The sequence below is a fragment of the Nonomuraea sp. NPDC049504 genome, assembly GCF_040676845.1.
Classification (GTDB): domain Bacteria; phylum Actinomycetota; class Actinomycetes; order Streptosporangiales; family Streptosporangiaceae; genus Nonomuraea; species Nonomuraea salmonea.
In genome coordinates, this window is sequence record NZ_JBFAPT010000028.1 from 69,280 (window position 1) to 95,597 (window position 26,318).

General features: G+C 71.5%; 22 protein-coding genes. 10 read left to right on the forward strand and 12 right to left on the reverse strand.

Annotation, left to right across the window (positions count from 1 at the left end):
- Nucleotides 1-4: 4 nt before the first annotated feature.
- A complete protein-coding gene (locus AB0K28_RS40315) occupies nt 5-2,785 on the reverse strand; it encodes a glycoside hydrolase N-terminal domain-containing protein (RefSeq protein WP_364380765.1) in 2,781 nt (926 codons plus the stop codon).
- A gap of 653 nt (nt 2,786-3,438) precedes the next feature.
- Between AB0K28_RS40315 and AB0K28_RS40320 the strand changes: the two genes are divergently transcribed.
- The 3 genes from AB0K28_RS40320 to AB0K28_RS40330 are packed head-to-tail and all read left to right on the forward strand — an operon-like array spanning nt 3,439 to nt 9,653.
- Nucleotides 3,439-6,159 (forward strand): beta-L-arabinofuranosidase domain-containing protein, encoded by a 2,721-nt coding sequence (locus AB0K28_RS40320; RefSeq protein ID WP_364380768.1) that lies wholly within the window; start codon nt 3,439-3,441, stop codon nt 6,157-6,159.
- A 26-nt stretch (nt 6,160-6,185) separates the two neighbouring features.
- Entirely contained in the window at nt 6,186-8,000 is a 1,815-nt protein-coding gene (locus AB0K28_RS40325; RefSeq protein WP_364380771.1) for a family 43 glycosylhydrolase, read from the forward strand.
- A gap of 30 nt (nt 8,001-8,030) precedes the next feature.
- Nucleotides 8,031-9,653: a ricin-type beta-trefoil lectin domain protein gene (locus tag AB0K28_RS40330; RefSeq protein WP_364380774.1), complete on the forward strand. Its 1,623-nt coding sequence runs from the start codon at nt 8,031-8,033 to the stop codon at nt 9,651-9,653.
- A gap of 59 nt (nt 9,654-9,712) precedes the next feature.
- Here AB0K28_RS40330 and AB0K28_RS40335 read toward each other — a convergent pair whose 3' ends face one another.
- Together AB0K28_RS40335 and AB0K28_RS40340 are read right to left on the reverse strand one after the other, a co-directional pair.
- Complete coding sequence (locus AB0K28_RS40335) at nt 9,713-10,909, reverse strand: FAD-dependent oxidoreductase (protein ID WP_364380777.1); 1,197 nt, start codon at nt 10,907-10,909, stop codon at nt 9,713-9,715.
- Between the two features lie 390 nt (nt 10,910-11,299).
- Entirely contained in the window at nt 11,300-12,436 is a 1,137-nt protein-coding gene (locus tag AB0K28_RS40340) for a winged helix DNA-binding domain-containing protein (RefSeq protein WP_364380780.1), read from the reverse strand.
- 32 nt (nt 12,437-12,468) lie between these two features.
- Here AB0K28_RS40340 and AB0K28_RS40345 point away from each other — a divergent pair, with 32 nt between their 5' ends.
- Complete coding sequence (locus AB0K28_RS40345; protein WP_345408970.1) at nt 12,469-12,861, forward strand: hypothetical protein; 393 nt, start codon at nt 12,469-12,471, stop codon at nt 12,859-12,861.
- On the opposite strand, the gene AB0K28_RS40350 is transcribed toward AB0K28_RS40345, so the two are convergent.
- From AB0K28_RS40350 to AB0K28_RS40360, 3 genes are read right to left on the reverse strand one after another with little or no spacing between them, the layout of a single operon-like run.
- On the reverse strand, nt 12,788-13,663 hold the full coding sequence (locus tag AB0K28_RS40350) for a hypothetical protein (protein ID WP_364380783.1): 876 nt from the start codon (nt 13,661-13,663) through the stop codon (nt 12,788-12,790). The two genes, AB0K28_RS40345 and AB0K28_RS40350, sit on opposite strands and share 74 nt — an antisense overlap.
- Nucleotides 13,664-13,679: 16 nt before the next feature.
- Nucleotides 13,680-14,294 (reverse strand): class I SAM-dependent methyltransferase, encoded by a 615-nt coding sequence (locus AB0K28_RS40355; protein WP_364380786.1) that lies wholly within the window; start codon nt 14,292-14,294, stop codon nt 13,680-13,682.
- Nucleotides 14,295-14,321: 27 nt separating this feature from the next.
- Nucleotides 14,322-15,032 (reverse strand): TetR/AcrR family transcriptional regulator, encoded by a 711-nt coding sequence (locus AB0K28_RS40360; RefSeq protein WP_364380788.1) that lies wholly within the window; start codon nt 15,030-15,032, stop codon nt 14,322-14,324.
- A gap of 190 nt (nt 15,033-15,222) precedes the next feature.
- Here AB0K28_RS40360 and AB0K28_RS40365 point away from each other — a divergent pair, with 190 nt between their 5' ends.
- Both AB0K28_RS40365 and AB0K28_RS40370 read left to right on the forward strand, forming a co-directional pair.
- Nucleotides 15,223-15,963: a siderophore-interacting protein gene (locus AB0K28_RS40365; protein WP_364380791.1), complete on the forward strand. Its 741-nt coding sequence runs from the start codon at nt 15,223-15,225 to the stop codon at nt 15,961-15,963.
- Between the two features lie 17 nt (nt 15,964-15,980).
- The gene (locus AB0K28_RS40370; protein WP_364380794.1) at nt 15,981-16,223 is read left to right on the forward strand and encodes a hypothetical protein; all 243 of its coding nucleotides are present in this window, start codon (nt 15,981-15,983) and stop codon (nt 16,221-16,223) included.
- A gap of 61 nt (nt 16,224-16,284) precedes the next feature.
- On the opposite strand, the gene AB0K28_RS40375 is transcribed toward AB0K28_RS40370, so the two are convergent.
- Nucleotides 16,285-18,138: a PHB depolymerase family esterase gene (locus AB0K28_RS40375; RefSeq protein WP_345408984.1), complete on the reverse strand. Its 1,854-nt coding sequence runs from the start codon at nt 18,136-18,138 to the stop codon at nt 16,285-16,287.
- 188 nt (nt 18,139-18,326) lie between these two features.
- Here AB0K28_RS40375 and AB0K28_RS40380 point away from each other — a divergent pair, with 188 nt between their 5' ends.
- The gene (locus tag AB0K28_RS40380; protein ID WP_364380797.1) at nt 18,327-18,800 is read left to right on the forward strand and encodes a MarR family transcriptional regulator; all 474 of its coding nucleotides are present in this window, start codon (nt 18,327-18,329) and stop codon (nt 18,798-18,800) included.
- On the opposite strand, the gene AB0K28_RS40385 is transcribed toward AB0K28_RS40380, so the two are convergent.
- The gene (locus tag AB0K28_RS40385) at nt 18,781-19,854 is read right to left on the reverse strand and encodes a zinc-binding alcohol dehydrogenase family protein (protein WP_364380800.1); all 1,074 of its coding nucleotides are present in this window, start codon (nt 19,852-19,854) and stop codon (nt 18,781-18,783) included. The genes AB0K28_RS40380 and AB0K28_RS40385 overlap by 20 nt on opposite strands.
- A gap of 114 nt (nt 19,855-19,968) precedes the next feature.
- Between AB0K28_RS40385 and AB0K28_RS40390 the strand changes: the two genes are divergently transcribed.
- Nucleotides 19,969-20,730, forward strand: coding sequence for a helix-turn-helix transcriptional regulator (locus AB0K28_RS40390; protein WP_364380803.1), 762 nt, complete (start codon nt 19,969-19,971; stop codon nt 20,728-20,730).
- Nucleotides 20,731-20,778: 48 nt separating this feature from the next.
- On the opposite strand, the gene AB0K28_RS40395 is transcribed toward AB0K28_RS40390, so the two are convergent.
- A complete protein-coding gene (locus AB0K28_RS40395) occupies nt 20,779-21,372 on the reverse strand; it encodes a TetR/AcrR family transcriptional regulator (protein WP_364380806.1) in 594 nt (197 codons plus the stop codon).
- Between the two features lie 101 nt (nt 21,373-21,473).
- Between AB0K28_RS40395 and AB0K28_RS40400 the strand changes: the two genes are divergently transcribed.
- Nucleotides 21,474-22,223, forward strand: coding sequence for an SDR family oxidoreductase (locus AB0K28_RS40400; RefSeq protein WP_364380809.1), 750 nt, complete (start codon nt 21,474-21,476; stop codon nt 22,221-22,223).
- A gap of 11 nt (nt 22,224-22,234) precedes the next feature.
- On the opposite strand, the gene AB0K28_RS40405 is transcribed toward AB0K28_RS40400, so the two are convergent.
- From AB0K28_RS40405 to AB0K28_RS40415, 3 genes are all read right to left on the reverse strand, one after another.
- Entirely contained in the window at nt 22,235-23,266 is a 1,032-nt protein-coding gene (locus AB0K28_RS40405; protein WP_364380812.1) for a hypothetical protein, read from the reverse strand.
- On the reverse strand, nt 23,263-24,072 hold the full coding sequence (locus AB0K28_RS40410; RefSeq protein ID WP_364380815.1) for a hypothetical protein: 810 nt from the start codon (nt 24,070-24,072) through the stop codon (nt 23,263-23,265). The genes AB0K28_RS40405 and AB0K28_RS40410 overlap by 4 nt, the downstream gene beginning before the upstream one ends.
- A gap of 79 nt (nt 24,073-24,151) precedes the next feature.
- Nucleotides 24,152-24,790, reverse strand: a complete 639-nt coding sequence (locus AB0K28_RS40415; RefSeq protein ID WP_364380818.1) for a TetR/AcrR family transcriptional regulator — start codon at nt 24,788-24,790, stop codon at nt 24,152-24,154.
- Between the two features lie 24 nt (nt 24,791-24,814).
- Here AB0K28_RS40415 and AB0K28_RS40420 point away from each other — a divergent pair, with 24 nt between their 5' ends.
- The gene (locus AB0K28_RS40420) at nt 24,815-26,281 is read left to right on the forward strand and encodes an FAD-dependent monooxygenase (protein WP_364380821.1); all 1,467 of its coding nucleotides are present in this window, start codon (nt 24,815-24,817) and stop codon (nt 26,279-26,281) included.
- Nucleotides 26,282-26,318: the final 37 nt, after the last annotated feature.

Here is a 26,318-nt window from a genome sequence, read left to right on the forward strand (position 1 = left end):
GGGGTCACACCGGGGTGATGGTCCACTGGTTGTTGGTGCTGCCGTTCGGGGCCCACATCCCCACGGTGGAGCCGACGGTGGCGTTGCCCATGCCGTCGAGAGCGGTCCCGGTGCTCCGGTTGATGATCTGGTGGCGGCCGCCGGACACCGCGTTGAGGCGCCACTGCTGGGCGGCGCCGCCGTTCCAGGGCGCCTGCCGCGCGTTCGCGCCGTTGGCGGCGTCGCCCCGGCTGTCGATGACCATGCCGTTGGTGCGGTTGACGATGCGGTACCAGCCGCCGCCCAGGTCGATGAGCCGCCACTGCAGGTTGGTGCTGCCGTCGTAGGACCACTGCTTGACCACCGAGCCGGAGGGGACGTTGCCGCCACTGTCCAGGACGAGGCCGGTGGTGGCGTTGGCGATGCGGACGTAGGTGACGGGCGCGGCGGTCACCGTGACGCGGTAGGTGCGGCCGGCCTGGCCGGTCAGGGTGATGACGTCCTGCTCCGGCTTCGTGACGGTGACGGTCCCGCCGGTCGTGGTGTCGGTCACCTGGAGGGCGCCGGCGAACGAGCGGTTGCGGACGTTCACCGTCGCGTCGCGGTCGAAGCCGACGAGGACCTCGGTGGCCGCGCCGGATCGCCAGGTCGCGCCCACGGTGTGGCCGCCGCGGCCCCGCAGGCCCTGCACGGCGCCGCTCTGCCAGGCCGACGGCAGGGCGGGCAGCACGTGCAGCTCGCCGGCGTGGCTCTGCAGCAGCATCTCGGCGATGCCGGACGTGGCGCCGAAGTTGCCGTCGATCTGGAACGGGGGATGCAGGTCGAACATGTTGGGCGCGAGCCGGTCCGTACGGACGAGGAGGCCGAGCAGCTGGTGGGCCCGGCCGCCCTCCTCCAGGCGCGCCCAGTAGTTGATCTTCCAGGCGAGCGACCAGCCGGTGCCGTCGTCGCCGCGCAGCTCCAGGGTGCGCCGGGCGGCGGTGTGCAGCGAGGGGGTGCCGCGCTTGGTGATCTGGTTGCTCGGGTGCAGGCCGTACAGGTGGGAGACGTGCCGGTGGGCCCGCTCGGGCTCGATCCAGTCGTACAGCCATTCCTGGATGTTGCCGCGCGAGCCGATCTTCATCGGCGGCAGCTGGTCGCGGGCGGCGAGGACCTGCGTCCTGAAGCCGGCGTCGGTGCCGAGCTCCTGCGCGGCCTTGGCGACGCCGTCGAACAGGTCGCGCAGGATCTGGTTGTCCATCGTGGGGCCCGCGCAGACGCTGGCGTCACTATGGTGGGCCAGCTCCGGGGAGTTCGACGGGTTCGTGACGAGGTGGCCGAGGGCCGGCTCGCGGACGAGGGTGTCGAGGAAGAACTGCGCGGCGCCCTTCATGGCCGGGTAGTGCCGCTCCAGGAACTCCTTGTCGCCGGTGAAGGTGTAGTGGTCCCAGATGAGGGTGGCCAGCCAGGCGCCGCCGGTCTGCCACATGCCCCAGAACGCGCCGTCCACGACCGACGTCCCGCGCCAGGCGTCGGTGTTGTGGTGGGTCACCCAGCCGCCGGCGCCGTACTGGACCTGGGCCGTGCGGGCGCCGGTGACCGTGAGGTCGTCAATCATCGCGAAGACCGGTTCGTAGCATTCGGCGAGGTTCGTGGTGTCGGCCGGCCAGTAGTTCATCGGCAGGTTGGCGTTGATGGTGTATTTGGAGTCCCACGCCGGGGTCAGCGAGTCGTTCCAGATGCCCTGCAGGTTGGCCGGTTGGGTGCCCGGCCTGGAGGAGGAGATCAGCAGGTAGCGGCCGTACTGGAAGAGCAGCGTGGCGAACTGCGGGTCGTCGGTGCTCGCGTACTGCGCGATCCGCACGTCGGTCGGCTGGTCGGCGGCGGCGGTGCGGCCGAGGTCGAGGGTGGTGCGCCCGAACAGCCGCTGGTAGTCGGCGACGTGCCGGCTGCGCAGCTCGTCGTACGTCCGCCCGGCCGCGGCGTCGAGATGGCGCCGGGCGATGCCCTGGTGGTCGCCGCCGACGTCGCGGAAGCTGACGTAACCGGAGCCGATGGAGATCAGTAAGGTCACGCTGTCGGCGCCGCGGACCTGCAGCGTGCCGCCCGAGCTGGTCACGCTGCCGCCCTCGGCGACAGCCCTGGCCAGGGCGCGGAACTTGACCGAGCCCGGCACGCCCTCCATGTCGCCGGAGACGCCGTCGAGCGCCACGGTGGTCCCGTCCGGGCTGCTGCGCGTCGTCCGCTGGGGGCTGTCGAACGTCGCGGAGAACGTGATCGAGCCCGGCCTGTCAGCGGTCAGGCGGAGGGCGATCACCTGGTCGGGGGCGCTGGCGAACGCCTCGCGCGTGTACCGTACGCCGTTGCGCACATAAGAGACGGCGGTGGTGGCCGTGGTGAGGTCGAGGTGGCGCTGGTACTCCGAGACGCCGCCGCTGCCGACGCTGAGGCGCAGGTCGCCCACGGTCTGGTACGCGAGCTGGCCGGCCGGGGAGCCGAGCATGGTCTGGTCGATCAGGGCCTGGGCCTGGCCCCACTGGTTCTGGAAGACCAGCTGCCTGATCTGCCCCAGCGCCGCCGCCCCTCGGGGGTTGCTCTGGTCGTAGGGGCCGCCGGCCCAGACGGTGTCCTCGTTGAGCTGCAGCCGCTCGTTGTCGGTGTTGCCGAACACCATGGCGCCCAGGCGGCCGTTGCCGATCGGCAGGGCGCGCAGCCAGTCGGTGCCGGCGCTCTCGTCGTACCAGAGGGCCAGGTCGTTCGCGGCGCGCACCTCTGGAGGGGGCGCCGAGGCGGCTCGGGCGGTGGCCGTCCAGGACAGCGGCAGCATCGCGGCTCCGGCACCGGCCGCGCCGAATCTTAAGACTTGTCTTCGCGATAGGTCGGACATCTCGCTTCTCGTTCCCTTGCGGGTCGCGGGCGTGCGGGAGCGTGGACCGGCCATCCGGGCACTGCCTGCGGGCACGCTCGCGCCGGCGTCCGGCGCGGGGAGCGCTGCCGCCCTGGTACGGCTCAGGTCCGGTCGTCTGGGACGGGGAAGTAGTGGTGATCGGTGGTTCTGGAGGAACGTAAAGGCCCCTGACACGGCTCGTCAACCGTCGGCAGGCAGAAACTTGATCCGGCGCCACCGCCCCCATGGCCTGCTGCGCCCGCTCACCGGCCGCGCTGAGGGAGCGATTTCGCGCGGCAACTTAACATCGGATCTCTGTCACGTTACTGCTTGCCAAGCGGGTGCATCTGTGAAACTTTCACAGGCACGGGCACCGCGTCGTGATCTCGCCCAGAGGCGAAACTCCAGGCGAGATGGCGTTCCCGCGGCAGCGCCCGGGTCGGCAGGGGCTCCCCCTCGTTGACGCCAGGTCGGACCGTCGGATGTACTCCGCGACAACGCCTCCACGAAGGAGACCCGCACCCTCCCCCAATTGTTAGCGCTAACAGGCGGCCCCGCTGTTAACGCTAACATCCGAAGCCGAGGAGTCCCGTATGTCCTTGAGCCGTCGCCAGCTCCTCCAGGCCGCGGGCGCGACCGCCGCGCTCTCGGTCGCCGGCCAGGTGGCCGGCGCCTCCCCCGCCCAGGCGGCAGTCCCCTGGGCCAGGCCCGACATCGGCGTGTCGGCCTACGCCTTCGACCTCGGCGAGGTCCGGCTGACCTCGGGCCGCTGGCTGGACAACCAGAACCGCACGCTCAGCTACCTGCGCTTCGTCGACGTCGACCGGCTCCTGTACGTCTTCCGTGCCAACCACCGGCTGTCCACCGGCGGCGCGGCGGCCAACGGCGGCTGGGACGCGCCCAGCTTCCCGTTCCGCTCCCACATGCAGGGCCACTTCCTGACGGCGTGGGCACACGCCTACGCCGTGCTCGGCGACACCGTCTGCCGGGACAAGGCCGCGTACATGGTGGCCGAGCTGGCCCGCTGCCAGGCCAACAACGCCGCCGCCGGCTTCACCTCCGGCTACCTGTCCGGTTTCCCCGAGTCCGACATCACGGCCGTGGAGAACCGCACACTCAGCAACGGCAACGTCCCGTACTACTGCATCCACAAGACCATGGCCGGGCTGCTCGACGTCTGGCGGCTGACCGAGAACACGCAGGCCAGGACCGTGCTGCTGGCTTTGGCCGGGTGGGTGGACGCGCGGACGTCGCGGCTGTCGTACGCCCAGACGCAGGCCATGCTCGGCACCGAGTTCGGCGGCATGAACGCCGTGCTGACGGACCTGTACCAGCTCACCGGCGAGGCCCGCTGGCTGGCCACGGCCCAGCGCTTCGACCACGCGGCCGTCTTCGACCCGCTGGCCGCCGGCCAGGACCGGCTCAACGGGCTGCACGCCAACACCCAGGTTCCCAAGTGGGTCGGGGCGGCCCGCGAGTACAAGGCGACGGGCACGACCCGCTACCGCGACATCGCCGCCAACGCCTGGGCCTTCACGGTCGGCGCGCACACGTACGTGAACGGCTCCAACAGCCAGGCCGAGCACTTCCGCGCGCCCAACGCGATCGCCGCCCACCTGACCAGGGACACCGGCGAGGCGTGCAACACCTACAACATGCTCAAGCTCACGCGGGAGCTGTGGCTGCTGTCGCCGTCCCGGGCCGACTACTTCGACTACTACGAGAACGCCCTGATGAACCACCTGATCGGGCAGCAGAACCCGGCCGACGGGCACGGGCACGTCACCTACTTCACCCCGCTCAACCCCGGCGGGCGGCGCGGGGTCGGCCCGGCCTGGGGCGGCGGCACCTGGAGCACGGACTACGCCTCGTTCTGGTGCTGCCAGGGCACCGGGATCGAGACCAACAGCAAGCTGATGGACTCGATCTACTTCCACGACGGCAACACCCTGTACGTGAACCTGTTCGTCCCCTCCACGCTCGACTGGACCCGGCGCGGCATCACGGTCACCCAGACGACTTCGTACCCGGCGAGCGACACCACGTCGTTACGGGTCACCGGCGAGGTGGCGGGCACGTGGACGATGCGCATCCGCATCCCGGGCTGGACCCAGGGCGCGACGATCAGCGTCAACGGAGCCCAGCAGGACGTCACCACCACCCCGGGCACCTACGCCGCCCTCACCCGCTCATGGGCGTCCGGCGACACCGTGACCGTGCGGCTGCCCATGCGGGTGGTCATGAAGGCCGCCAACGACGACCCCGGCCTGCAGGCCGTCACCTACGGCCCGGTCGTGCTGTCGGGCGACTACGGCAGCACGAGCCTGTCGGCCGCGCCGGTCCTCGACCCCTCCTCGATCACCCGGACCAGCACCTCCGCCCTGGCGTTCACCGCCTCGGCCGGCGGGGCGGCGGTGCGGCTGGGGCCGTTCCACGACGCCCACGGCCACAACTACGTCGTGTACTGGAACACCGGCGGCGGAGGAGGCGGCGGCGCGAGTTTCCGGCTGGTCAACGCGGCCAGCGGGCTGGTGCTCGGCATCCAGAACATGTCCACCGCCGACGGCGGCCTGGCGCTGCAGTGGACCGACAGCGGCACCGCCGACCACGACTGGGTCCCGATCGTCGACGGCGCCGCCCTGCGCTTCCGCAACGCGCACAGCGGCAAGGTGCTCGGCGTCGAGAACATGTCCACCGCCGACGACGCCCGGGTGCTGCAGTGGAGCGACAACGGCACCGCCGACCACCGCTGGACGATCACCGACGCCGGCGACGGGTCCGTCACGATCCGCAACGCGCACAGCGGCAAGCTGCTCGGGATCAGGAACGGCTCGACGGCCAACGGCGCGCAGGCCGTCCAGGACTCCGACAACGGCAGCCGGGACAACCAGTGGCGGTTCGTGCCGAACGGGGCGCGGCGCATCCAGAACGTCGGCACCGGGATGGTGCTCGGCGTCACCGGCATGTCCACCGCCGACGGCGCACTCGTCCTGCAGTGGGGCGACACGGGCACCGCCGACCACCTGTGGACGGCGATCACCGACAGCGGCGGCTGGCTGCGGCTGCGCAACTCCCACAGCCAGAAGGTGCTGGGCGTGGAGAACATGGGCACCGCCGCCGGGTCGCGGGTCGTGCAGTGGGCCGACAACGGCACCGCCGACCACCGCTGGCGGCTGCGTCACGGGTCGGGCGCCACGTTCCGCATCCAGTGCGCCAACGGCGGCCGCGTCCTCGGACTCTCCGGCACCGCACAGGGCGCTCAGGTCGTGCTCGCCGACGACGGCGCGTCCGGCACCCTCTGGAGATTCCTGTGAACCGCTTTCCCCCAAGGAGACCTCTGGTGAGATCCGTCCTGCGTACCGTCTTATGCGTCGTGAGCCTGCTGCTCGCGGCCGTGGTGGTCCCGTCGGCGGCCCGCGCCGACAACCCGATCGTGCAGACGATCTACACGGCCGACCCGGCGCCGCTCGTGCACAACGGCCGCCTCTACCTCTACACCGGCCACGACGAGGACGGCTCCACGTACTTCACCATGCGCGACTGGCGCGTCTACTCCACCACGGACATGGCCAACTGGACCGACCACGGCTCCCCCATGAGCCTGGCCACGTTCGCCTGGGCCGACGCCGACGCCTGGGCCGGGCACGTCGCGTACCGCAACGGCCGCTTCTACTGGTACGTCCCGGTCCGTCAGCGCTCCACCGGCTCGAAGGTCATCGGTGTCGCGGTGTCCGACAGCCCGACCGGACCGTTCCGTGACGCGCTCGGCCGCCCGCTGGTCGGCAACGGCGAGATCGACCCGAACGTGTTCATCGACGACGACGGCCAGGCCTACCTGTACTGGGGCAACCCTCGCCTCTGGTACGTCCGGCTGAACCAGGACATGATCTCCTACTCCGGCAGCCCGACCCAGATTCCGCTCACCACCGCGGGCTTCGGCACCCGCCCGGGCAATACCAGCCGCCCGACCCTGTACGAGGAAGGCCCGTGGGTCTTCAAGCGCAACGGCCTGTACTACAACGTCTTCGCCGCGGAGTGCTGCTCGGAGTTCATCGCCTATTCGACGGCGCCAGGACCCACGGGCCCGTGGACGTACCGGGGGACGATCATGCCGCGCCAGGGCGGCAGCTTCACCAACCACGCCGGGGTGATCGACTACAAGGGCGGCTCGTACTTCTTCTACCACAACGGCGCTCTGCCGGGCGGGGGCGGTTTCACCAGGTCGGTGGCCGTGGAGAAGTTCACGTACAACGGCGACGGCACGTTCCCCACGATCAACATGACCGCCGCGGGGCCGCCCCAGGTCGGCACGCTCGACCCGTACGTCCGCCAGGAGGCCGAGACGACCGCCTGGGCCTCCGGGGTCGAGACAGAGCCGTCCGGTGAGGGCGGCATGAACGTCGGCTTCATCGAGAACGGCGACCACCTCAAGGTCAAGGGCGTCGCCTTCGGCGGCGGTGCCTCCTCCTTCACCGCCCGCGCGGCATCGGCGACCAGCGGCGGCCGCATCGAGCTGCGGCTCGGCAGCGCCACCGGCACCCTCGTCGGCACCTGCACCGTCGGCGGCACCGGCGGCTGGCAGACCTGGACCTCGGTCACCTGCCCGGTCTCCGGCGCGACCGGCACGCACGACCTCTACCTCCGCTTCACCGGCGGCAGCGGCTACCTGCTCAACCTCGACTGGTGGCGGTTCACGTCAGGCGGCGGCAGCGGCGGCGGCGAACTGCTGACCAACGGCGGCATGGAGGACGGCACGACCGGCTGGACCACCTCCGGCGGCACCCTGTCCGCCGCAACCGGCGTCGCCCACGCGGGCAGCCGATCCCTGCTCAACTCCGGGCGTACCGCGGCCTGGAACGGCCCTCACCAGAACGTGACCGCCAAGCTCACCAACGGCCGGAGCTACACCACAAGCGTCTGGGTGCGCTCGCAGAGCGGCTCCCCCAGCGCGAAGGCGACCCTGACGATCACGGCGGACGGCACGACGAGCTACCACCAGCTCACCCCGGCGCGCACGGTGGGCACGGACGGCTGGACCGAGCTGACCGGCACCGCGACCGTGTCGTGGACGGGAACGCTGACCAACGCCTCCTTCTACGTCGAGACGGCCGCCGGCACCGACGGCCTCTACGTCGATGACGCTTCCTTCCGCTGACCCGTTCACACGGACCCCATGAGGAGCGAGATGAAACGCACCCGGTTATCCCTTGTCCTGTCCCTGCTGCTGACCCTGACGGCGGGCGCCGTCGTGACCGGCCCGGCGCAGGCGCTGGACAACGGCGTCGGCCGCACCCCGCCGATGGGCTGGAACACCTGGAACACCTTCGGCTGCAACATCAACGAGACGCTGATCAAGCAGACGGCCGACGCGATGGTCAGCAACGGCATGCGCGACCTCGGCTACGAGTACGTCGTGGTCGACGACTGCTGGTTCGACCCCAACCGCGACTCCGCGGGCAACCTCCAGGCGAACCTGTCGCGCTTCCCCAGCGGCATGAAGGCGCTCGGCGACTACCTGCACGCCAGGAACCTCAAGTTCGGCCTCTACCAGGCGCCGCTGGACAAGACCTGCGCCCAGTACTTCAACAGCTATCCGGGCGCGACCGGCAGCCTCGGCCACGAGGAGCAGGACGCCCGGCAGTTCGCCGCCTGGGGCGTCGACTACCTCAAGTACGACTGGTGCTCCCCCACCGGCAGCATCGACGACCAGGTGCGCACGTTCGCGAAGATGCGCGACGCGCTGGCCGCCACCGGCCGGCCGATCCTCTACAGCATCAACCCCAACAGCATCCACGAGAAGACAGGCCCGCAGCGCAACTGGGGCGACGTCGCCAACATCTGGCGCACCACCGAGGACATCACCAACGCCTGGAACACGGGGCAGACCAACGGCTACCCGATGGGCATCCAGAACATCGTCAACGTGACCGTCCCCCTCGCGGGCTACGCCCGGCCGGGGCAGTTCAACGACCCGGACATGATGGTCGTCGGCCGGGGCGGCATGAACGACACCGAGATGCGCAGCCACTTCGCCCTGTGGGCGATCATGGCCTCGCCGCTGATCGCCGGGAACGACGTCAGGAACATGAACGCGGCGACCTCCACGATCCTCAAGAACGCGAACCTCATCGCCATCAACCAGGACCCGCTCGGCCTCCAGGCCACCCAGGTCAGCAATGACGGCACCCGCCGCGTCCTGGCCAAGCGGCTCAGCAACGGCGATGTCGCGGTCGCGCTGTTCAACCAGGGCGGCGGCACCACCACGGTCAGCACCACCGCCGCCGCCATCGGCCTGACCGGCGGCCCGTTCACCCTGCGTGACGCCTGGACGAACGCCGTCACCACGACGACCGGCACCATCTCGGCGAGCGTCCCCGCCCACGGCACCGCCGTCTTCCGCGTCAGCGGCGGCACGGCCCTGCCCGCCAACCGCATCCAGGGCGTGGGCTCCGGCCGCTGCCTGGACGTGAACGGCGCCTCCCAGACGAGCGGCACCGCCGTGATCATCTGGGACTGCCACCAGCAGCCCAACCAGCAGTGGACCGCCACCCCCAGCGGTGAGCTGCGCGTCTACGGCAGCAAGTGCCTGGACGTCGACAACGCCGGCACCGCCGACGGCACCGGCGTCATCATCTGGGACTGCAACGGCCAGAGCAACCAGCAGTGGCGCTTCAACAGCGACGGCAGCATCACCGCCGTCGGCGCGAACAAGTGCCTGGACGTCGCCGGCAACGCCACGGCGAACGGCAGCCGGCTGCAGATCTGGTCCTGCACGGGCGGCGCCAACCAGCGCTGGTCCCGCATCTAGGGGCGCGGCATCTAGGCGCGGCTTCCAGGGGCGGCTTCCAGGGGCGGCGAGCGGGCCGGTCATCCGGTTGCGACCGGACGGCCGGCCCGCGCGCCGGTGCGCGACAGCATCCTGGCCGGGATGGTCAGCCACCGCGACACCCGGTAGATCGTGGCCGGGCTCGACGTCACCGCCTCCTTGTACGCCACCGCCGCCCGTCCCGTGAGAAACCACCGGCCCGGCGTGTCGTCGGGCCGGGTGAACTGGATGACCGCGTCCCGGCGGCCCAGGCTGACGGGCTGATGCAGGTAGCCGAACCGGAACGGCCTGGGCCTCCTGCCGCGCAGCCGGCGGGCGATCGCGTCGGCGGCGTGCGCGCCGGTCGGGATGCCGCTCTGGCACGTGCCGTGGATCTCGCCCCAGGGCTGCCGGACGGCCGCGGCGTCGCCCACGGCGTACACCGTCGGGTGCGAGACCGACGCGAGGCTCGCGTCCACCACGACCCGGCCGGCGCCGTCCACCTCCAGCCCCGCCTCCCGCGCCAGCGGATGGGCCACCACCCCGGCGGTCCACAGCAGCACGTCCACCGGCATCGGCTCGCCTGCGTCCAGCTCCACCGCGTCCGGCAGCACCCTGGTCACCCGGACCCCGGCGCGCACGTGCACGCCGAGCCGGTCCAGCGCCCGGCGCAGATGGCGGCGCGCCTTCGGCCCCATCGTGGAACCGGGCTCATCGCGGCCGAGCAGCACCACCCGCAGGTCCGGATGGCTTTCCGCGATCTCGGCCGCCGCCTCGACACCGGTGAGCCCGGACCCCGCCACCGCGACCATGCCGCCGCCCTGGCGGCTCAGCTCCGACAGCCGCGCGGCGAGCCCGGCCGCCGTGGCCGCGCTGTCCAGCGTGCATGCGTGCGCCTCCACTCCCGGCACGGTGGTGGCGGTGACACCGCCGAGGGCGTACACCAGATAGTCGTAGCGCAACTGCCGCTCACCACCCGTGCCCGCGACACGGACGGTACACCCTTCCGGATCGAGCCGGACGGCCCGTCCGCGAACGAACTCGACACCACTGCCCTTCACCAGCTCCGGAATCCGATAATCCACCGGCTCCTGCCCGGCCGCCCGCTGATGCAGCCGCAGCCGCTCGGTGAACCGGTCGGTCGGATTGACGAGTATCACCTGGGCGGCGGTCCTGCGAGCCAGCCGGACCGCGCTCATGACGCCGGTATAGCCGCCACCGAGCACCACAATCGTCGGGGTTTCTCGTGTCACTCTCATGCACCTCCGCCACACGGACGTGCCGAGCGACTCCCCGCGTGACACCGTCCCGCTGTGAGACCGGTCACCCTCCTCCGGGGACGTGGACGGCGAGCGCGGCGGCTGCTGGGGGTCGGCCGCTATGCGCGGCTACTGGCTTCGCCGCGCCCGAAGAACGATGAAAGTGGCCGCCACGGCGATGACCACGCCAATCGCCACTCCTGCCAGAACGGGCAGCCACTCCACCAACCGCACTGCGAAGGTGGGGTCGTCGGCAGGGTCAACAGACGGCGGCAGGGGGAAGAGCTCTTCCGGGACGGCCGCTCCGTATGAGTCGCCGTCCTGTAACGCGCCGGGGGTCGGAGTCACGACCCCATGATGGCGTAGCCTCGGGCGGCCCGCCAGCGTCCCCTAGCCCGGAAGCAGCATGGTCTTCAGGTCGGGGAGTTTGTGCCACCAACGGTCGTAGCGGCGGTAGGGGTGTGGGTCGCGGTCAGCCAGCCAGGTCACCAAGGCTTTCGCCTCGGTGGCGAGTGCGTCCCATGTCTCGTCGGGCAGCGGGTGGAAGGGAGCAGCCTCGATTCCGCTGTCCGTCGGACGCCACACGCCGGCGACGTGGCCGTCCACGAGTAGCGTCGGGAGGACGTCGCCGTTGGCGCGGATGACGAGTTTGCGGTAGGCGGGTGGGAGGAGGCGGTCGCGGGCGGTGTGGGCGAGCAGGGTGTTGTCCCACATGGCCATCAGGCGCGGCGGCGCCGGGGTGTCCTCGGGCGGGCGGGACGCGTCCCGCAGGTCCCACAGCGGCCTGCCGTCCGGGCCTTCGAGCTGCTCGACCTCGCCGTCCATGGCGCGCAGCACCTTCTTGACGCGCGCCTGCTGCACCAGCGCGAACTGCGCGACGTCCGCCACCGTGGCCGGGCCGAACGCCTGCAGATAGCGTCGGGTCAGCACCCCCAGGGCCTCGGCCGAGGCGTTGAGGTCGAGCGTGGGCCTGGGTGAGGAGGCGACGCAGGACACGCGGGTGGTGAACGACCACGGCCCGCCGGTCGGCACCCGCACCATCGGCGTGTACGAGCGGAGGACCGCCCACACACCCGCCGCCGGCAGCCCGCCGAGGCGCGGCTCCAGCCAGTCCTTCATCTCCTGCACCGTCCGCGGCTCAGCCGTGAACGCCATCAACCCCTCGACCAGCGCCTGCCCCGCTTCGACGGTGAGCCCCGGCGGGGTGAAGCGGCCGTCGAGGTGGGTGGCGTACATGGTCGGCTCGATGGCGTCGCGGAGGGCCGGGTAGTCGTCGGGGTGCACGGCGTGCAGCGTCATCCGCATCGTCGTCCCCCGTACGACCCGACGGCCCGCGAAGGCGGTGTCGAGGTCGGCGGCTTCCAGGTCCGCGACGCGGTTCCAGAGCGCGATGTACGGCGAGGCCGCCTCCTGGGCCTGTAACGCCATCACCCGCCGCACCGCCTCGGCGACGTCCAGCGGCTCCCTGCGCAGCAGGAGCTGCCGATCCAAGGTGGCCCGGTTGAGCGCCCGCGCGGAGAGCTTCATACCAGACTCCTCTTTCGATAAGGTGTTCGGCCATGGGCGTTTTAGTGGACTATTTCACGGCTGAGTCGGACCAGTCAGCCGAGCGGGCCATGTCCGGCGGGCCGGCGCAGCTGGACCTCCCGTACGTCGACTGCAAGGGGTGGATCGACGACCTCAGCTACCTGGTGGCGGAGCTCAGCGAGCGGGACGCGAGCGAGTTCGGCGACAGCCAGGGCGTCGTGGACGACGGCGAGGCGTCGGGCGTCGATCGGGTGATGCCGGAGACGGTCGTCGCGCTCGCCGCCGTGGACGACGCACGTGTGCGCAAGTACGCCGACGACGAGTTGCTCGACGCGTACGAGGTCGAGCGCATCACCGAGCTGCGGGATCTGGCCCGGGAGGCGCTGCGGCTCGGCCACGGGATGTATCGCTGGTCGTGCGTCTGAGCGCGGCGAACAGCTCTTCGCGCAGGGCGGGCGGCAGCTTGCGGCCCAGGTCCGCCGGGCTCACCAGCGCCACGTCGTCGATCCTTTCCGGCGCGTCGGCGATGAGGAACTCCAACGTCAGTCGGGCCATGTCGCGATGCTCGGCATCCGGCCAGCGGTCGATCAACGGCAGCACGGCTTTCGCGCGTTCGGTGAACCGGTCGAGAAGGGCGTGGCCGGAGAAGCGCTGAGCGCGCACGTCGATGTGGTGGAAGGCGACGTCGTCGAGGCGGGCGGCGGCGAAGTCGTTGCCGCTGAAGTCGTTGTGGTCTCTGCCCAGTGCGGCCTGGTCGAAATCGTACGGGCGGCCCCAGAAGTTGACGCCGCGGATCGGGCCGGCGAAGACGCAGTCGACGAACTCCGCCTCATGGGTGTTCGTCTGCAGCCGGAGGCGGGACCGCTCGAACGTGCACCCCTCGAACCTGACATTGCCGAAGGCGGTCAGCGTCGGAAACTGCGTACGGCGGAACACGCACCCGCGAAAGACGCTCTGCGGCCGCACCGCACCGTCCCCGGGAGCGCCCAGCAGCAGCTGGTCGAAGGCGGTTCCGGAGAAGTCGCAGCCGTCGAACTCGCTGCCACGAGAGAGGAAGCAGACGAACCGCATCGCGCTGAAGTCCACGTCGACCAGCCGCATGCGGTCGAACACCGTGTTGTCCGGGCCGGCGGGTAACGGGAACCGCTGATCGCGCATTTCGCCGCGAACGATCTGAGTACGGAGAAAGCCCTCCTGAACGGGCTCGACGGTGAAGTCGGCATTCATGCGCGGAGTCTGGCATTCAGCTCCGACAATCTCTGGCGGCGATGATGCTCAGCCAGGTGCGGTGGGTGGAGGTCACGGCGTGTTCGCGTACCTCGAAGCCGATCTCCGTGAGGGCGGCGAGCAGGGGCTGCGGGTCGCGGTGGACGAACCAGCGGACGAGCCCCTCATGGTGCGGCACCGGCTCCCAGTCCGCGCCGTCGCCGGCCGAGGTGCTCAGCCCGAGCATGCCTCCTGGGCGCAGCGCCGCGTGCCAGGCGCGTAGCGTGGGGATGGTCTCGTCGGCCGGTACGTGCAGGAGTGCCGCCGCCGACCACAGCCCGGCCAGCGAGCCGGCGGCCAGTGGCGGGTGACGCAGGTCTCCCAGGGCCACCGGGACACCCCGGGCGGCGGCCAGCGCGGCCATGGCGGCCGACCGGTCCACGCCGATCGTGTGGAATCCCTGCTCGCGGAACCAGGCGGCGTCTCTGCCCGGGCCGCAGCCGAGGTCGGCGACACGGCCACCGGCGGGCAGGGCGGCGGCGAAGCGGGCGCGGAAGGCGAGGAACGTGGCGTCGGGGTTCTCGGAGCGGACGGCGAACTCGGGGGCTATGCGGTCGTACGTGGCGGTGGTCCGGGCGGTGGGATCGTCCATGGCGTGGATCTTGCCATGTCCTGGAGGTCAGGCGGGGTAGTCGATGGCGAGGGCGGCGGCCAGGTCGCGCAGGCATTCCTCGTAGAGGGGCGCGGCGTCGGTGAAGGCGAAGTCGAGCTGGTGCAGGACCTCCATGCAGAGCAGCCCGTACAGCCTGATCCAGCAGGACAGGAAGACGTGGGCGGCCTCCAGGGGCAGGCGTCCTTCGATGGCGGCCGAGTACGCGGAGAGCTGCTCGCGCAGGGAGGCGGGCAGGCTGCCGGGGTCGGGCACCGGGAACGGGCGGGTCTGCCACAGCTCGACCACCAGGTCAAGGAAGACCTGCTCGAAGCGTACGGCGGCCTCGTAGCGCACCGAGTCGGGGCGGCGGTTCGGCGGGGCTATGGGGCTGGCGAAGATCCAGCCGAACTCGGCGGGATGCGCGACGGCCCAGGTCCGCATGGCGCGGCAGGCGGCCAGCAGGCGCTCACCGACAGGCGCGTCGGCGCGGGCGTCGCGGGCCTGCTCCATGGTGGCGGCCAGTTCGCGGTAGAAGTCGGCGGTCACCGCGCCGATCAGCTCGTCGTGCCCTGCGTAGTAGTGGTACAGGGCCGGGCCGCTCATGCCCACCTGCCGGGCGACGGCGTTGATGGTCACCGCGGCCGACCCCTGCTCGACCAGCAGCTTGCGCGCCGCCGCGTGAATCTCCTCCAGCGTGGCCCTGCGCAACCGTTCGCGCCTGCTGGTCTGTTCGGACATCAGCACCTCTCTTGTCGTCGCCGTTGACATCTTAGGGCATCTATGTTTCCTTAATGGCTCTAACCAAACTTAGAGCCATTAAGGAGTCTTTCGATGTGGTGGATTCTTCTCGCGGTGCCGGTGCTGGTCACGGCCGTCTGGTGGCGGATGTCGAGGTCCGCGCACCTGCGGCGGCGGAAGGAGTCCTGACGTGGCCCGCACGGTGCGCGACCGCCTCTTCGGCAAGTACGCCATGGACGCGACGATCACCGTCGCCGAGCAGATCAACCCGGCCATCCGGCGCATCAGGCTGGAGACCGACCAGCCCGTCGCCTTCTCCTACACCCCCGGCCAGCACATCAGGATCCAGCTCAAGGACCCGCTGTCGGTGGCGGGCATCCTGCGTCCCGGCGAGACGCTGCGCACGTACACGATCTGGGAGCTCGCCCCCGGCAGGAGAGCGATCGAGCTGCGCGTCCACCTGTACGAGGGCGACGGCATCGGCCTCGCGTGGGCCAGGGACACCAGGCCGGGCGAGCGGGTGACGTTCTGGTGGCCGCAGGGCGACTTCTTCACCCGCGAGGCCGACTTCCACGTGTTCATCGGCGAGGAGACGGCCGGCGCCGCCTTCGGACCGATGATCAGGGCGCTGGGAGACGCGGCCGAGGTGCACGGCGTCGTGGAGAGCGAGGCCCCCGAACACGACCTGCCCCTGCCGGGAAGGCCGCTACGGCGCGTGCACCGCCACGGCTCCCCGGCCGTGGCCTCGCGGGTGCTGCTCGACGCCGTCGCCGGGCTGGACCTGCCGGGCAACACCGGCGCCGCCTACGTGGCCGGCGAGGCGCGGACGTGCCAGCTGGTCCGCGACTTCCTCGTCCGCGAACGCAACTGGCCACGGACGTCCATCAAGGTCAAACCCTTCTGGGCCCCGGGCAAGCGCGGCCTGCACTGACCGACCCTGGAGATGGAATGCGACTTCCCCGGATTCTGATCATCGCCGTCGCGGCGATCACGACGGTCGGCGCCGTGCTGGCCACGCCGTGGCTGGGCATGGTCGGCGCGCTGCTGTTGCCCGGCACCGCCACGTACGACCCGGAGTTCGCCGGCCGGACCGTTTTCGTTCTCGGCCTGCACGGGCAGGTCTTCATGGCGATCGTCCTGCTGCTGGCCCTGCTCGTCGCCACGGCGGCGGTTCTGCGGTCCGCCGCGTGACGGTGCGGGCGGTGCTGAGCCCTCGATCCGAGGGCTCAGCGGTGCGCGCGTCCGCCGGCGGTCAGGCGCAGGTGTAGCCGGAGGGCAGGGCGGTGTCGCCGTTCGGCCTGGTCGCCTGGAAGCCGAAGCTCCCGGTGCTCGCTCCCGGCGCGAGCGTGCCGTTGTGGCCGACGTTCCTTACGGTGACGGTCCCGCCGCTGGTGGAGACGGTGCCGTTCCAGGAGCCGGTCAGGGTGTGGCCGGGCGGCAGGGTGAACGTGACCGTCCAGCCGGTCATGGTCGAGGTGCCGGTGTTCGTGATGGTCAGGGGCTGGATCACGTACCCGTTGCCCCATTGGGACTGCACGGTCGGGGTGGCCGAGCACCCGCCGGTCGTGCCCCCCGGAGCGGTGGTGATCTGGACGGTACCGGAGACCGGAGAGACGTTGCCGGCGGCGTCGTACGCCCGGACCTGGTAGCGGTAGGTGGTGTTCGCGGTCAGGCCCGTGTCGGCGTACGAGGTGGTGGCCGAGGTGCCGACCTGGGTAAACGTGCCGCCCGACGCGCCGGGAGCGCGCAGGACGTGGTAACCGCTCACGCCGGTGTCGTCGGTGGCGGCCGTCCAGGTCAGGGTGGTGCCGCTCGCGGTGGTGCCCGACGCGGCCAGGCCGGACGGGGCGGTCGGCGGCGTCGTGTCGCCTCCCGTGGAGGTCGTGGTGAAGGTGACCGTCGCGGAGTTGCCCGACAGGTTGCCCGCGCCGTCACGCGCCCGTACGTACACCTGATACTGGGTGCCGGCGCTCAGCCCGGTGAGGGTGATCGAGTTCGTGGTGGACTGGCCGAGCTGCTGGTCGGTGGCGCCCTGCTCGCGGTAGACGGTGTACCCGGCCAGGCCGGAGCCGCCCTGGTCGGTGGAGGCCGTCCAGGTCAGCGTGGCGCCGGTGGCGGTCACGCCGGACGCGACGGGGGTGCCCGGCGTGGTCGGCGGCGTGGTGTCGGCCGCGCTGGTCAGGCCGAAGAACTGGATGGCGTACAGGGCCATGCCGCCTTGCGGCAGCGCGTGGCCGGCGCCCTGGATGCTGTACGACTCCACCTGCACGGTGCCGGAGGAGTCGGCGTAGCGGCTGCGGTTCCAGCCTGCCTGCGGGGTGTCGGTGCTGGTCGGGGTCTGGCTCAGCCCGAACACGTTGGTCCACTGCTCGACCGACTCGCGCAGCAGCGAGTACGGCACCAGGGTGTCGGCGGTGCCGTGCCAGAGCTGCATGCGCGGGCGGACGCCGGAGAAGCCCGGGTACGCCTGGCGTACCGCGTCGCCCCACTGCTGCGGCGTGCGGTCCATGCTGCCGCCGGTGCACCTGCTGCTGCCCGGCGGGTAGTCGGAGGCGCCGGCGAAGCAGTTGAACGGCACGCCCATGAAGGAGGCGCCGGCTTTGAACACGTCCGGGTGGACGGCGAGCATGTGCTGGGTCATCATGCCGCCGGACGAGCTGCCGGTGGCGTAGACGCGGTTCCGGTCTCCGCCGTAGGTCCGCTCGACGTAGCCGATCATCGACAGGATCGAGTCGGGGTCGCTGCCGCCGCCGCGCCGTTTGGCCGCGTCCGACCAGGTGTCGAAGCAGTTGCCGAACCCCGCCGACTGCGTGGCGCTCGGGTAGATGACGATGAAGCCGTAGCGGTCGGCCAGCGAGGCGAACTCGCTGCTCTGGTGGAAGCCGGGGCCTGAGCCGCCGCAGCCGTGCATGGCGACCACGATGGCCGGCGCGGCGGGGCGTGTGTCCGGTACGTAGACGTGCATGCGCATGTTGCCCGGGTTGCTGCCGAAGGTGGTCACCTCGACCAGGCTGGCGGCGGCGGCCGGCGAGCCGAGCACCACGGACATGACGGCGAAGAGCGCCGCCGCGCAGGCACCGGCCAGCATCTTCGTTAATCGTGTCATGCGCGATTCCTCCTCTCGATGGTGTCGTTCGCTGGACCGTAAAAGGGCCGCGGTGCAGCGTCAATGCGGGCCCGATCAAGATCATTTGACTGCGGGCCGTTTCCGCTGGTTATCAAGTAGCTTGTTATCAAGGACCTTGATAACGGCGTGAAACTTACATGCCGGACAGAGCGCGATATCGTCTCCTGGTGACCGATCCGGGTACCCCCTCGGCCGCCGCGCCGGACCCGCCGCCGCCCCACGTGAGCTATCTGGTGTTCCGCTTGGAGCGCCTCGTTCGCGCCTGCCTGGACGAGGCGCTGGCTCGCCACGGCGTGACCACGACCGCGTACATGGCGCTCAGCGAGCTGCGCCTGCGCGACGCCCCGTCCTCGGCCGACCTGGCCCGCATCGCCTTCGTCACCCCGCAGGCGATGAACCTGGTCATCCGCGACCTCGAACAACGCGGCCTGATCCGCCGCGACCCCCATCCCCGGGGCGGCCGCGCGTTGCGCACCCGCCTCACCCCCGAGGGCCTGCGCGTGCTGCGCCGCTGCGACCGCTCCCTGGACGCGATCGAGGCGGTCATGCTCGCCGACATCGACGACAAGGACCGGGCGACGCTCGCGGAGACGCTCACCTCGTGCGCCCGCGCCCTCCGGGTCAGGGACGGAGCACGGTGAGCCGGAAGGGGGCGGCCTTGTCGGCGGCGTGGGTCACCGCCTCCACGGCGTCGTCGAGCGGGAACTCCGTGACCTCCCACTGACGCAGGTCGAGCAGGCCGGAGCGGGCCAGCGCGACCAGCCGCAGCGGGGCGTCGCGCCGGTACATCCACTGCCCCCGCACTGTCACGTTGTTGCGCATCAGCCACCGGTACGGCAGCGCCAGCTCCGCGCCGTCCAGCATGCCGACGCCGCCCATGAGCACGACCCTGCCGCCCTCGCGCACCGTCATGGCGGCGGCCCGTACGGGAGCCGGCCCCGCCGCTGGCGGCAGGATGTCGAGCACCAGGTCCACGGGGCCGCCCGCCGCCGTGATCATGCGCTCGGTGTCCCCTTCTCCGGTGAGCCGTACGGGGGTGACGCGGTCGCCGAAGCGGCGTACCAGCTCGGCCAGCGCGCCCTCGTTGCGTCCCGGCGCGACGACGCGGGCCGCCCCCATGGCCAGCGCGACGGCGACCGCGGCGCCGCCGAAGTTGCCGGTCGCCCCGCTGACCAGCACCGTCTCCCCCGGCTCCAGCCCGCCCGCGAGGAACCCGCCGTACGGGACGAGGGCCGGCGTCAGCGCGGTCCACACCCCGGCGTCGGCGGGCTCGACGGGGCCGAGCGGCACCGCGTTCTCGGTGGGGATCAGCAGGCGCTCGGCGAACGAGCCCTGACCGAAGTGCCGCTGCAGGAGCAACCCGCCCTCGCCGCGCGCGCTCAGCCCCTGCAACGTCATGTCGGGGGTCAGGACGTCGTCGCGGGAGCGGATGGCGGGGTCGCACAGCACCCAGTCGCCCGGGGCGAGCCGGGTGGCGTCGGGGCCGCACGCGCGTACCCGGCCGATCGCCCCCGCGCCGGGTGTCACCGGCAGCGTCAGCGCGTACTGCCGCTCGCCGCTGAACACCTCCGTCGCGTACGGCAGCACCGGCGCCGCCACGACGTCCACCACCACCTCGCCGGTGCCCAGCACCGGGTCCGTCACCTGCTCCACCGCCAGCGGTGAGCCGAACTCCTTCAGCACGGCAGCCTTCATGATCATGCTCCTTTCCGCAGAACCGACCACATCCTGGCCGCCCGCCCAGGGTCGTGACCAGGACCGGTATCGTCCTGGGATTGCCCGATACCCCCCTGCGGAAAGGCGGCGATCATGCCCGAGCCCACCGGCCGCGCGCTCGGCGACTTCCTGCGTTCGCGTCGGGAGCGCCTGACCCCTGAGGCGGTCGGGCTGCCGCCGCGTCAGCGCCGCCGCGCCCCCGGCCTGCGGCGCGAGGACGTCGCCGAGCGGGCGGGCATCGGCATCGACTGGTACGTACGCCTCGAACAGGGCCGTGCCGTCAGCCCCTCCCCCGCCACCATCGACGCCCTGGCCGGCGCGCTCTGCCTCGACGAGACCGAGCACGCCCACCTGCGCACGCTGGCTCACCGGCCCGCGCTGCCGGCGTTCACCAGGGAGCGCGCCCCCGAGGGCTCGGTCCGCCTGCTGCGCGGCCTCGACCGGCCCGCCTACCTGACCGGCCGCCGCTGGGACGTCCTGGCCGCCAACGACGCCGCCGAGGAGTTGTTCACCGGCCTCGACCGGCTGCCGCCCGGCGACCGCAACGTGCTGGTCTACCTGCTGCTCACGCCGATGGCCCGCGACGTGTTCGGCGCCGGCTGGGCCGCGCAGGCGCGGCACGCCACCGCCCAGTTCCGCGCCACCTACGATCTGTGGGCTCCTGACGCCGCCTTCACCGCCCTGGCCGATCGCCTGCGGCGCGGCTGCCCCGAGTTCGGCCGCTGGTGGACGCGGCACGACGTCGCGCGGGGCGGCGCGGGCGGCAAGGTGCTGCACGGCCGCGCCTTCGACTACGCGACCTTCCAGGCCAACGAGGACCCCGGCCTCCGCCTCACCGTCTACACCCCCCGCTGACGCAGGGGGCAGGCGCGGAGCGCGCCGGCCGGCGCCTGATGCGGAGAGTCAGGCGCGGAGCGCGTCGATCAGGGCGTCGGCGGCGGCCAGTGCGGCGGCCTGGTCGACCCCCGCGCGGGAGACCAGGGAGAGGCCCTGCACGGTGAAGAGCAGGAGCTGCGCCTGGGCCTCGGGAGTGGCGGCCGTGGTGACCTCGCCCTCGACCTGCGCGCGCCGCAGGGCGCCGGCGACGATCTCGATGAACCGCGCGTGCGCGCGGGCCACGACCTCGCGGGCCTCGTCGTCCTGCGGGACGAGCTCGGCGGTGGTGTTGCCGATCATGCATCCATGGGGGGCGTCGGGGGTGTCCTCCGGCGTGCGGGCCGGGGTCACGAGCACCTCGCGCAGCGCCGGCAGCACCGGGCCCTCCCGCAGTGCCGCGATCAGGCTTCGCTCGTAGGTGTCCCAGTAGAGCCGGACCGCGGCCAGGTAGAAGCTCCGCTTGTCGCCGAAGGCGCCGTACAGGCTGCCCCGCTCCAAGGAGAGTGCCTCGACGAGGTCCTGCACGGAGGTCGCTCCGTAGCCGCGGGACCAGAAGAGCATGAGCGCGCGCTCCAGCGCCTGGCTCTCGTCGAATGCGCGGGGGCGCCCGGTACGTGCCATGGCCTGAGGTTATGACTTTTTGACCGCTTGCACAAAACGGCGTACGGTGGCGCCTGGCCGACTTTTTGAACGGCTGCACAGAACTATGTGAGGAGAGCACCATGAGCCGTCTTGCCGGGAAGTACGCACTGATCACGGGAGGGACGAGCGGCATCGGGCTGGAGACGGCCCGCCAGTTCCTCGCCGAAGGAGCGGCCGTCGCGATCACCGGCCGCTCGCAGAAGCGGCTGGAGGAGGCCGCCCGGCATCTGGACGGCCCGCTGCTCACCGTCGTCAGCGACGCCGGCGACGTACCCGGGCAGGCGGCGCTCGCGGCGCGGCTGCGCGAGGAGTGGCCGCGGCTCGACATCGTGATGAGCAACGCCGCCGACGTCACCCACCTGCCGATCGAGGAGTGGACGGAAGACGCCTTCGACAGGCTCGTCGCCACCGACCTCAAAGGCCCGTTCTTCCTGATCAAGGCGCTGCTGCCGCTTCTGTCGCGGCAGGCGTCGATCATCCTGGTCGGCTCGGTCTCCGCCTTCGTCGGGCACGAGAACGCGGCCGTCTACGGCGCCGCGAAGGCGGGTCTGCTGTCGTTCGCGCGCGGGCTGACGTACGAGCTGAAGGAACGCGGCGTCCGGGTCAACGGCCTGAGCCCCGGCCCCACCCGCACGGACGTCTTCGCCTCGCTCGGGCCGGAACGGCAGGCCGCCATCTACGACGAGTTCCGCCGCGTCGTCCCCCTCCACCGCATCGGCACCGCCACCGAGCTGGCCAAGGCCGCCGTCTACCTCGCCTCCGACGAGTCCGCCTACACCGCCGGCACCGTCCTGCGCGTCGACGGCGGCATCGGCGAGCTCGCCTACTGACCTCACGGCGGTCAGGGCTGCGAGATGAGCCGGATGCGGACGCCGTTGTCGTACGGGAGCACGATCGTCTGGTCGCGGCCCAGCCTCCACCGCGGGTTGACCAGGAACAGCCGTCCGCCGGAGGCGAGGAGGAGGCGGAAGCCGCGGTAGCGGTGCTCGTAGCCGGGGTCCTTGCCCGTGGTGCGGAGCCGGGTGTGGGTGATGCCCGCAGGCACGTCGTGCAGCTCCTGCTTCACGTCGATGACCACCTCGGCGCGCTGCGGCAGCTCGGCGGCGTCCTGCTCGCCGAGGCCGATGCCGTACGCCCAGGCGACCGTGGTGGACGCCCAGAACAGGCCGGCGACGGCCAGGCCCGCCACGCTCAGCACGCCGTTCCTGGCCAGCCGTGGCGACAGGAGCGGGCGGCCGCGGTTCCTGCCGTGGACGTGGATCCCGTACGCCAGCGCGGCCGGGCCGGACGCGAGTGCCAGGGGTGTCGTGCCGATGACGACGCTGGTCTGGGCGTCCTGGAGGAACATGCCGATCAGCGCGCGGGCGACCAGCAGCACCCCGACCAGCGCGATGCCGGCCGCCATGAACGTGTTGAGCGGGTCGCCCGGGCGGCGGGCCAGTTGCCTGGACACGGCGGCGTGGACGGCGATGACCAGGAGCGCGCCGAGGCACATCAGGGCCGCCGGGACGTACACGACCTCGAGGCCGTAGAGGAGCAGGCTCTGGTTGGACAGCTCCGCCATCTCCAGGGAGACGCCGAAGTAGTCGAAGCGGGCGCGGGTCGCCACATAGCCGAAGTAGATGAGCACCGCGGTGGCCAGCGTCGTGGGGCCGACGGCCTCGGCGAACTGCCGCATCCGCGCCGAAATCGGCTCCTGCCCGCCGTCCGCCGGCTGCTCGGACGCGGTCCGCACGGCCGGCCGCCGAGGCGTGGCCTCCTCGACCGGCTGCTCGGGCGCGGGCTCCGTCGCCCGCGCGGTCCGGCGGGAGGCCGGCTCTTCGCCTGTCGGCTGCGGCTTCCGCGCGTCCGCCTGTTCGACGTCGCTCGTCATTCTCCCTCCGGCGTCGTGGCCACGGTTTCGCCAGGTGTGGCCTCACCCGAAGTGTCCGGGGTTTCGGTGATCTCCAGGGAGGGTTCCGGGGAGGTGGCCGGGTCGTCCTCGTCACCGGAGGTGTCCGTGCCGCCGATGTAGTAGTCGAACTGCGGGACGTTATTGGCGGTCGCACCCCTGATCTCCACCGGCCGCTGCTCTGTCGGCGGCCGGCCACCCCAGTCCTGGACCTCGTCACAGGGCGAGTCTTCGACGTTGACGCACCTGTACCGGAAATGGACCACGGCCTGGATGACATACGGGCTGTCGGAGGGCTCTCCCGTGATGACCGCGCCGGCCAGGCACTGGGAGCCGGGCCGCAGCGTGACGCCCTGGCACAGCGGGTCGCCGGTGGGTTCGCAGCGGCCGGGAGCCGAGCGGGCGCCGGCGCGGCCGGGGCCGGAGCGCACCTCGAAGGAGACCGACTCGATCGTCCCGGCGGTCGAGGTCTTGTTGATGATGGTGACGCACCCGTCGTCACCGGGAGAACCGTCCAGGCGCACGCCGTTCCAGCGGACGCTCCTGCGGTTGTTGCGGGACTTCTCCTGCGACCTCTCCTGAGACGTCGGCTCGCCGGCGGGTGGTGGCACGTCGTCAACGTCCTGCTCGGGTACGTCCTCGTCGTCCACGGGCAGGTTCACCCCGGCACCGGTCGGCGACCCTCCCGGATCGCCGGTGGCGACGCCGACCAGCCAGACGATCCCGGCCACCGCCACGAGGCCGAGCACGCCGGCCATGATGATCACGCGCACTCGCGATGACGCCATGGCTCCCCCTGTGGACGCCGCTCACTTCTCCTGATCACTCAGGATCGGCCGCCCGCGCCGGGGAACGCATGAGTACCCTCTACTCAATTGGGGGCAAGAGCGCGCGGGCGGCCTGCTCGGCGAGCCAGTCCGCCGACTCCTTCCAGCTCCAGCCGAAGTCGCGTACGGTCCGCCACGCCTCGAAGCCGAAGTAGAACCACAACGTCTGCTCGATCTGCGTGCCGGTGAGCCCCTCGCGCAGGCCGCCGACGGCGATCAGGCGGGCGGTCACGGCCTTGAACCTGTCGCGCACGGCCCGGATCGCCACGTCGGCGGCCGCGGCGACGTCGGGATCGGCGTACTTGTTGTTCAGCAGGATCGCCAGCACGTCGTGGCGGCGCCTGCGCACCTGCCCGGTGCCGTCGGCCAGGATGCGGAGGATCTCGCGCGGGTCGGAGCACTCCTCGATCCTGCGCAGGGTCTCGACCGCCGCATCGTCGCCCGCGCCGTCCTCGGACAGCGCCATGATCAGGGCGGGCTTGTTGCCGACGCTGGTGTAGACCGTGTTGACGGCGACGCCGGCCGCTGCGGCGACAGCGGCGACACTCGTCCTGGGGTAACCCTGCTCGGCGAACAGGGTGGCCGCCGCCTCGATGATGGACCGCCGCGTGTCCTCGGCGTGCCTGGCCCGCACCGGTGACCGATAGCCGCGCTCAACCATGCCCTTGATCTTAACCACTCAATTCAATGTAGAGTCACTACTATGAATAGTAGCTCCATCCAATCAATCGAGGACGTCTTCGTGGTCGGCGCGGGTCCCGTCGGGCTGTGGGCCGCGGCGGAGCTGGCGCTGGCCGGGGTGCCAGTCGTGGTCCTGGAACGGGCGGCGGAGCGCAGCCCGCACTCGAAGGCGCTGGGTGTCCATCCGCGCACGATCGAGGTGCTTGCCATGCGCGGCCTGGCCGGGCTGTTCCTCGACGAGGGGACGCCGGTGCCGCGGTGGCACTTCGGGATGCTGGAGAGCCGGCTCGACTTCAGCGTGCTCGACACGCCGTACCCGTTCATGCTGGCCATTCCCCAGGTCCGCACCGAGGAGCTGCTTGAGGAGCACGCGCGCGCGAAGGGCGCGGTGATCCTGCGCGGTCACACCGTCACCGGGCTCGGCCAGGACGGCGAGCGGGTGACCCTGCACGTGGACGGCCCTGACGGCGCGTACACCCGAACGGCCGGTTACGTCGTGGGGGCCGACGGCGCGGGCAGCACCGTGCGCAAGGCGGCGGGCATCGCGTTCCCCGGGACCGACACGACGTCCTACGGCTACGTCGCCGAGGTGCGGCTCAGCGAACCCGCCGTGACCAGCGCGCACAACGAGCACGGGGCCCTCATCAGCGTCCCCGTGCGCGACGGGAGGCACCGGATCGCCGGCGTGGACGCGCACCACAACGGCGCGGCGGACCCGTTCACGCTGGAGGCACTGCGGGAGACCACGATCCGGGTGGCGGGCAGCGACTTCGGGATGCACGACCCGGGCTGGTTGTCCCGGTTCGGAAACGCGACGAGGGTCGCGGAGACGTACCGCAAGGGGCGGGTCCTGCTCGCGGGCGACGCGGCGCACATGCACCTGCCGGCGGGCGGAGTCGGCCTGAACGTCGGCGTGCAGGACGCGATGAACCTCGGCTGGCGGCTCGCCGCCGTGGCGCGCGGCGAGGCGGACCCCGCGCTGCTGGACGGCTACCACGACGAACGCCACCCGATCGGCGAGCAGCTCGCGGAGCACACGCTGGCCCAGTCGTCGCTGATCACCGCGACCTCACCGGACGGCGCCGCGTTGCGGTCGCTGCTGAACGGCCTGCTCGCGACGGTGCCCGAGCTCTCTCTGGCGCTGGCCCGCAAGCTGTCGGCGCTGGACGTGGCGTACCCGTCGGACGGGCATCCCCTCACCGGTGCCCGGGTGCCCGGCCGCTTCGAGCTGCTGGAGTCCGGCCGGCCCGTCCTGCTGCACCGGCCCGGCGCGCTGGGCGCTGAAGCGGCCGCGCTCGCGACGGCGATGGGGATCGACGTGGTCGCCGGAGAGCCGGCGTGGACCACCGCCGCGGGAGTGGTCGTGCGTCCCGACGGGCACGTGTGGTGGGCCTCCGACACCGCGGACGGCGCGGAGGTCATGACGGCGCTGAGGGGACTCGGCGCGACCTTCAGCCGGGCCATTCGTGAAAGGACCGGCAGGTCCTAGACCTCGGCTCGGCGCGATTTGGCTGATCTGAAACGGG

What these genes read in the sequence shown, in the direction of transcription:
- AB0K28_RS40315 (WP_364380765.1), bottom strand. Translation starts at nt 2,785, where the DNA reads ATGCTGCCGCTGTCCTGGACGGCCACCGCCCGAGCCGCCTCGGCGCCC.
- AB0K28_RS40320 (WP_364380768.1), top strand. Translation starts at nt 3,439, where the DNA reads ATGTCCTTGAGCCGTCGCCAGCTCCTCCAGGCCGCGGGCGCGACCGCC.
- AB0K28_RS40330 (WP_364380774.1), top strand. Translation starts at nt 8,031, where the DNA reads ATGAAACGCACCCGGTTATCCCTTGTCCTGTCCCTGCTGCTGACCCTG.
- AB0K28_RS40335 (WP_364380777.1), bottom strand. Translation starts at nt 10,909, where the DNA reads ATGAGAGTGACACGAGAAACCCCGACGATTGTGGTGCTCGGTGGCGGC.
- AB0K28_RS40340 (WP_364380780.1), bottom strand. Translation starts at nt 12,436, where the DNA reads ATGAAGCTCTCCGCGCGGGCGCTCAACCGGGCCACCTTGGATCGGCAG.
- AB0K28_RS40345 (WP_345408970.1), top strand. Translation starts at nt 12,469, where the DNA reads ATGGGCGTTTTAGTGGACTATTTCACGGCTGAGTCGGACCAGTCAGCC.
- AB0K28_RS40350 (WP_364380783.1), bottom strand. Translation starts at nt 13,663, where the DNA reads ATGAATGCCGACTTCACCGTCGAGCCCGTTCAGGAGGGCTTTCTCCGT.
- AB0K28_RS40355 (WP_364380786.1), bottom strand. Translation starts at nt 14,294, where the DNA reads ATGGACGATCCCACCGCCCGGACCACCGCCACGTACGACCGCATAGCC.
- AB0K28_RS40360 (WP_364380788.1), bottom strand. Translation starts at nt 15,032, where the DNA reads ATGTCCGAACAGACCAGCAGGCGCGAACGGTTGCGCAGGGCCACGCTG.
- AB0K28_RS40370 (WP_364380794.1), top strand. Translation starts at nt 15,981, where the DNA reads ATGCGACTTCCCCGGATTCTGATCATCGCCGTCGCGGCGATCACGACG.
- AB0K28_RS40375 (WP_345408984.1), bottom strand. Translation starts at nt 18,138, where the DNA reads ATGACACGATTAACGAAGATGCTGGCCGGTGCCTGCGCGGCGGCGCTC.
- AB0K28_RS40385 (WP_364380800.1), bottom strand. Translation starts at nt 19,854, where the DNA reads ATGAAGGCTGCCGTGCTGAAGGAGTTCGGCTCACCGCTGGCGGTGGAG.
- AB0K28_RS40390 (WP_364380803.1), top strand. Translation starts at nt 19,969, where the DNA reads ATGCCCGAGCCCACCGGCCGCGCGCTCGGCGACTTCCTGCGTTCGCGT.
- AB0K28_RS40395 (WP_364380806.1), bottom strand. Translation starts at nt 21,372, where the DNA reads ATGGCACGTACCGGGCGCCCCCGCGCATTCGACGAGAGCCAGGCGCTG.
- AB0K28_RS40400 (WP_364380809.1), top strand. Translation starts at nt 21,474, where the DNA reads ATGAGCCGTCTTGCCGGGAAGTACGCACTGATCACGGGAGGGACGAGC.
- AB0K28_RS40405 (WP_364380812.1), bottom strand. Translation starts at nt 23,266, where the DNA reads ATGACGAGCGACGTCGAACAGGCGGACGCGCGGAAGCCGCAGCCGACA.
- AB0K28_RS40410 (WP_364380815.1), bottom strand. Translation starts at nt 24,072, where the DNA reads ATGGCGTCATCGCGAGTGCGCGTGATCATCATGGCCGGCGTGCTCGGC.
- AB0K28_RS40420 (WP_364380821.1), top strand. Translation starts at nt 24,815, where the DNA reads ATGAATAGTAGCTCCATCCAATCAATCGAGGACGTCTTCGTGGTCGGC.